The sequence below is a fragment of the Stenotrophomonas sp. genome, from assembly GCF_036662295.1.
Lineage (GTDB): Bacteria > Pseudomonadota > Gammaproteobacteria > Xanthomonadales > Xanthomonadaceae > Stenotrophomonas.
The window spans coordinates 1-5,024 of sequence record NZ_JAVWXA010000169.1 but is presented as its reverse complement, the minus strand read 5'-3'; the positions used below and the strand labels follow the sequence as shown (position 1 = coordinate 5,024).

Below are 5,024 nucleotides of genomic sequence, written 5' to 3'. Positions count from 1 at the left end.
GGGCCTGGGGCCGGCACTACCGGCTTTTCCGGTGCGCTCCGGTCACCTGTCCAAGGGCGGGTACGGGCGGACAACAAAAAAAGGGAGCCGGTTGCCCGGCTCCCTCGTCCTCATGCGGCCTGCACCTGCTCATACCCGCTGAAGCGCATGTCGCTGGTGGCGCGGCCCTGGGTGAGCGACCGCAGCGCGGTGGTGTAGCCGGCCAGTCGCGCCAGCGGCGCATAGCCGACCACTTCCACCTGGGCCCCCTGGTCCTCGATGGAGGCCACGCGCCCGCTGCGGCGGTTGAGGTCGCCCACCACGTCGCCGACGTTCGTCGACGGCGCGTGGATGGCCACTTCCATCACCGGCTCCAGCAGGCGCGTGCCTGCCGTGGCCAGCGCCGCCTTCACCGCTTCGCTGCCGGCGCGATGGAAGGCCATCTCCGAGGAGTCCTTGGCATGGGTCTGGCCGTCGGTCAGGACCACCTCGATCCCGACCACCGGATGCCCGCGCGGGCCTTCTTCCAGCGCCGCGCGCACGCCCTTCTCCACCGCCGCCACGAACGACTTGGGGATCACCCCGCCGACCGTGCGGTCGATGAAGCGCACCGCCTCGTCGCCGGTGGGCGTCACGTCCACCCGCACCCGGGCGAACTGGCCCTGGCCACCGGTCTGCTTGACCACCCGCCCTTCCACGTCCTGCACCGCGTGCGCCGGTGTTTCCTGGTACGCCACGCGGGGCGCGCCCACCTTCACCGGCACGTTCCATTCGCTGCGCAGGCGCTCCACCATCACTTCCAGATGCAGCTCGCCCATGCCCCAGATCAGGGTCTCCCCGGTCACCGCATCGGTATCGACGCGGAACGAGGGATCTTCCTGCGCCAGGCTCGACAGGCCCTGGCTCATCCGGATCAGGTCGGCGGCCTTCTCCGCGCCCAGCCGCCAGGCCAGCACCGCATGCTGGGCATGGATGGTGTCCAGCAGCAGCGGCGCGGCCGGTGCACTGAGCGTTTCACCGCTCACCGCATCCTTCCAGCCGATCACCGCCACGATGTCACCGGCGACCGCCTCGGTGATGTCGTGGGTCTGGTCGGCCTGCACCCGCACCAGCCGGCTGATCCGCCGCCCCTGTGCGTGCTGCGAGCTGGCCACGGTGTCGCCCACCTTCAACCTGCCCGAATACAGCCGCACGAAACTGAGCGCGGCATGGCTCTGGTGGGTGATCTTGAACAGCAGCGCGGCCAGCGGACCTGCCGGGTCCGGCGGCAGCAACACCTCGCTGCCGCCCCGGGTGGCCACCACGGCCGGCCGGTCCAGCGGCGAGGGCAGGAAATCGACGATCGCATCCAGCAACGTGTCGATGCCCTTGCTCTTGAACGCCGACCCCGCCAGCACCGGCACGCCCGCACCGGCCAGCGTGGCCCGGCGCAGCGCCGCCCGCAGCGCATGGTCATCGATCGCCGCACCCGCCAGCCAGGCATCGGCCAGGCCGTCGTCATGGTCGGCCACCGCTTCGATCAGGCGCTGGCGATACGGCTGCCACTGCGCCTGCTCGTCAGCGTTCCAGTCGCGGCGGGTCGGGCTGCCGGCGTCGTCCCACACCACGATCTGGCGGTCGATGAAGTCGACCCAGCCATGGAAATGGTGTTCGTCGCCAAGCGGCCAGCCGACCGCCCACGCACGTGCCTGCAGTTTGTCCTGCAGTTGGTCCAGCACGCGCGCGAAGGAGGCCCCGACGCGGTCCATCTTGTTGACGTAGGCGATCAGCGGCACGCCGTGGCGGCGGGCCTGGTGCCAGACCGTCTCGGACTGCGGCTGCACGCCATCGACCGCGGAGAACACCGCCACCGCGCCATCCAGCACGCGCAGGGAACGCTCCACTTCGATCGCGAAATCGATGTGGCCGGGGGTGTCGATCAGCGTCAGCCGATGGTCGTGGCCGCCACGCGGGGCCCAGTGCGCCTGCACGGCCGCCGCACCGATGGTGATGCCGCGCTCGCGCTCGATCGCCGAGAAGTCGGTGGTGGCCGCGCCGTCATGGACTTCGCCGACCCGGCGGATCTCGCCGGTCTTCCACAGCAGGCGTTCGGTGAGGGTGGTCTTGCCGGCGTCGATGTGGGCGATGATGCCCAGGTTGCGCCAGTGGGAAAGGGGGTGGGTATGGGTGTTCATGGTCATTGTGCTCGTCGCCAACATCGAGGAGCCGCACGCCGCCGTTGGCTAACGGGCGTGCGGCCAGGTTTGGGGCTCGGCGATCAGGTGCATGGCACGTTCTCCTTTGCATCGGTGATGAAACGCGGAAACGAAAAGAGCGCCCGATGGGCGCTCTGTCTGGGGTCTTTCAGGGCGACCGGAATCCGGTCAGCCGCCTGATGAGCCGCAGGGCAGACGCGCCCGTACCGCGCTTGCGCGGGTCTGGGTAAAAAACGTCAGGAGCGGCATCAGGATCATGGCGGTCGCATCGGGTGGATGGGTGCATTCTAGACCTCGCGGCGTGGCTTGCAAGCCCTTATTGGCGCCACCACTGGAACACTGAGGGGTGTCAACGCCATTTGGTGACACGCGTGTGCCCTGCTCGCCCGTCCCCGCCCTCTCATATGCGAATGGGTCGCAATTGCATACCCGGCGGAATTCCCTAGAATGCACAGGTAACCGCGGCACCGGCAGCCTGAATGGCGCTGATGGCCGCGCGTCGAGGCCCTGCTCACGGCAGCGCCCACCTTCTTCCGTGCTTCCGAGTCATCCCTCATGCCCTTCCCTGCCGAATCTTCCCGCCGGTTGCGCCCCAACCTGCTTGCCGCCGCCTGCGTGCTGGCCGTCGCCGGCGCGCTTCCCGCACACGCGCAGTCCGCCACCGACCTGGATGCGGTCCGCGTCAACGCCTACCGCGCGGCCAACAGCGCCAGCGGTGCCACCAAGACCAACGCCAGCATTGCCGAGACGCCGCAGTCGGTGTCGGTGATCGAACGCGCCGAGCTGGACGCGCGCGGCGTGCAGTCGCTCAACGATGCGATGCGCTACGTGGCCGGCGTGAGCCTGGAAAGCAGCGGCATCGACAACCGCGTGGATGATTTCCGCATCCGCGGCTTCGATGCCGGCAGCTGGTCCAACAACGTCACCCTGGATGGCATGCGTGCCCCGCAGGGCAGCCAGTGGAACCGCACCATGTTCGACAGCTGGAACCTGGAGCGTGTGGAAGTGCTCAAGGGTCCGTCGGCGGTGATGTACGGCCAGATCGCCCCGGGCGGCATGGTCAACCAGGTCAGCAAGACCCCCACGCCCGATCAGGTGCAGCAACTGCGCCTGGGCGTGGATGCCAACGGCCAGTACAGCGCCGCCTTCGATGTCGGCGCGGGCCTGGCCGGCAACGACCACCTGTTCCGGCTGGTGGGCCTGTACCGCGATGGTGATACCCAGATCAACCATACCCAACAGAAGCATGGGTTCCTGGCGCCCAGCTACACCTGGCAGATCGCCGAACGCACCCGCCTGACCCTGCTGGGCCTGTACCAGAAGGACGACGGCGGCTCGACCTACCAGTTCCTGCCGGCCGCCGGCACGCTCCAGCCCACCCGCTACGGCTACATGAAGAACAGCACCTTCATCGGCGAGCCGGACTGGAACACCTACGACCGCACCCTGTGGACGGCCGGCTGGATGTTCGAGCACCAGTTCAACGACCACCTCACCCTCATCCAGAACGCGCGCCGCACGCACGTGGATTCGCTGTATCGCGGGGTGGTCACCTTCGGCGCGCTCAATGCCGATGGCCGCACCCAGAACCGCCGCGGCGTGATGGGCACCGGCGACTCCGATGGCGATACGTTCGACACCCGCCTGCAGGCGCGCTTTGCCACCGGCGCGCTGGACCACACGGTGCTGCTCGGCTGGGACTGGCAGCGCGCCGACTGGTCCGGCGTGCGCAGTGCGATGAGCAGCCCGCGCCCGATCGACATCTTCAACCCGGTGTACACGCCCTACGCACCGACCGTGAGCACCGAGACCCCCACCGACGGGGTCAATCGCCAGAGCGGGGTGTATCTGCAGGACCAGATGGCACTGGGCAACTGGCGCCTCACCTTGGGCGGCCGCTACGACTGGACCAAGGACGACAGCAGCAGCGCCAACCGCAACATCGCCACCGGCATCTCTACCCCGGGCGGCCGCAACGTGATCAAGTGCGAGGCGTTTACCGGGCGCGCCGGGCTGCTGTATGTGTTCGAGAACGGGCTCACCCCGTATGTGAGCTATGCCGAATCCTTCCAGCCCTCCACCAAGTCGCCGCTGGACAGCTTCACCCACGCCACCTTCGAGCCGATCAACGGGTCGCAGTGGGAAGCAGGCCTGAAGTATCAGCCGGCCAGCGTGGATGGCCTGGTCACGCTGGCGGTGTATGACCTGCGCCAGCAGAACATGATCGTGGATGATCCGATCACCAGCCATCGCAACTGCGGCGCCACCGGCACCGCCACCTGTTCGATCCAGGGCGATGAAGGCCGCGTGCGGGGTGTCGAACTGGAAGGCCGGATCACCCCCGTGGAGGGCTTCAGCCTGATCGGCGCGGCCTCGCGCATGGAATCGGAGATGACCCGTTCGGCCGCTTACCGTGGCAAGGCGCTGGCGATGGTGCCCGACTACACCGCCTCGTTCTGGGCCGACTACACCTTCCAGGGCGGCGCACTGCGCGGCCTGAGCCTGGCGGCCGGGGCGCGCTACAACGGCGTGAGCTACGGCGACAGCGCCAACCTGTATCGGATTCCTGCGTACACCCTGTGGGATGCCGCGATCCGCTACGACGTGGGCCGCATCGGCAGCACCGCCGTGCAACTGGCGATCAATGCCAGCAACCTGGCCGACAAGCGCTTTGTGTCCACCTGCACGGGTGTGTCTTCCTGCTATTACGGCAGCGGGCGCACGGTGATGGCCACGGCGCGGTTCGGGTGGTGATGCGGTAGGTGCGGGTGGTATTCGCCTGATCCGGGGTGCGGCGGGCATCGATCTGACCCGGTAGTGGCGGGGGCGGGGCGCGGGGGCCCCGCTCTG

Annotated in this window: 2 protein-coding genes; one reads left to right on the top strand and one right to left on the bottom strand. The window is 68.4% G+C overall.

The features are described 5' to 3' along the window. Positions 1 to 110: 110 nt before the first annotated feature. Positions 111 to 2,153, bottom strand: coding sequence for an elongation factor G (gene fusA, locus RSA25_RS18925; protein WP_332810372.1), 2,043 nt, complete (start codon positions 2,151 to 2,153; stop codon positions 111 to 113). A gap of 576 nt (positions 2,154 to 2,729) precedes the next feature. Here fusA and RSA25_RS18920 point away from each other — a divergent pair. Further along, the gene (locus tag RSA25_RS18920) at positions 2,730 to 4,928 is read left to right on the top strand and encodes a TonB-dependent siderophore receptor (protein WP_332810371.1); all 2,199 of its coding nucleotides are present in this window, start codon (positions 2,730 to 2,732) and stop codon (positions 4,926 to 4,928) included. Positions 4,929 to 5,024 lie beyond the last annotated feature (96 nt).